Genomic DNA, 775 nt, shown 5'->3' on the forward strand with positions numbered 1-775 from the left:
AAGAGGCAGGGAGCAGGGAGCAGGGAGCAGGGGAGTTAGGTGAGGAGGTGTTTTCGGCTATTTCCAATAGCGGGAGAATCTTTTGAGGTCTATGTAACTTCGTATTCAAAGAATGGTTCTGTTTCCCAGGTTTCTAGGGGTAAGGTTTTTTCTATTTGGTCGCAAATGTGATTAAATCTGGGACTGGGGCTGGTGGATGTTACTATTAAATCGGCATGGTTTTCTTGGGCAAATTTTAAGATTTCTTGGGCTACTTTACCACGGCGAATGATCACGGGTAGTTCTAATAAGCATTCATAGATAAATGTGATGCGTTTGAGGCTTAGTTGCGATTCTTCAATTAATTCCTCGTCCCATACCCAGATGGCTGGGGCTTTGGGGTATTCTTGTAAGGCGGGGTTGTAGGGACTCAGGGAGTCTCCATGTACCCAAACGATTGGTTTACTCATTTTTTACCTTTTTTGCCTCTTTGCCAACTTTGACTATTGGGTTTTTTGATAAATTCTCCTTGGGGAAATAGTCGTTGTTCTAATTCTTCGTAGCTACCTTCAAAGTCACAATGGCCGTAAAGGGGACATTGGCGACAATAAACTCCTTTGGTATAGCGTTCTAGGTTCTCACGATTGAAAAAATAAGGTTTATGACTAAAAGTGCTGGCTACCCACTGCCATGACATATTATTACTGGCAGGGTCGCCATCTAGCAGGTGTTCTAGAAACCATTTGGCTCCGGCTTGCCAACGAATGCGCCGCCAATGGACAATGTAAGCGGCTAA

General features: G+C 44.1%; 1 protein-coding gene and 1 pseudogene. Both read right to left on the reverse strand.

Annotation, left to right across the window (positions count from 1 at the left end; translation table 11 throughout):
• Positions 1-57 precede the first annotated feature (57 nt).
• Positions 58-449 (reverse strand): annotated as a pseudogene (locus tag NSP_RS01330) (adenine nucleotide alpha hydrolase family protein).
• A partial coding sequence (locus NSP_RS01335) for an FAD-binding domain-containing protein (RefSeq protein WP_017803731.1) occupies positions 446-775 on the reverse strand: 330 nt, incomplete at its 5' end. The gene NSP_RS01335 and the pseudogene NSP_RS01330, both read right to left, overlap by 4 nt.

Source organism: Nodularia spumigena CCY9414 (assembly GCF_000340565.2).
Classification (GTDB): domain Bacteria; phylum Cyanobacteriota; class Cyanobacteriia; order Cyanobacteriales; family Nostocaceae; genus Nodularia; species Nodularia spumigena.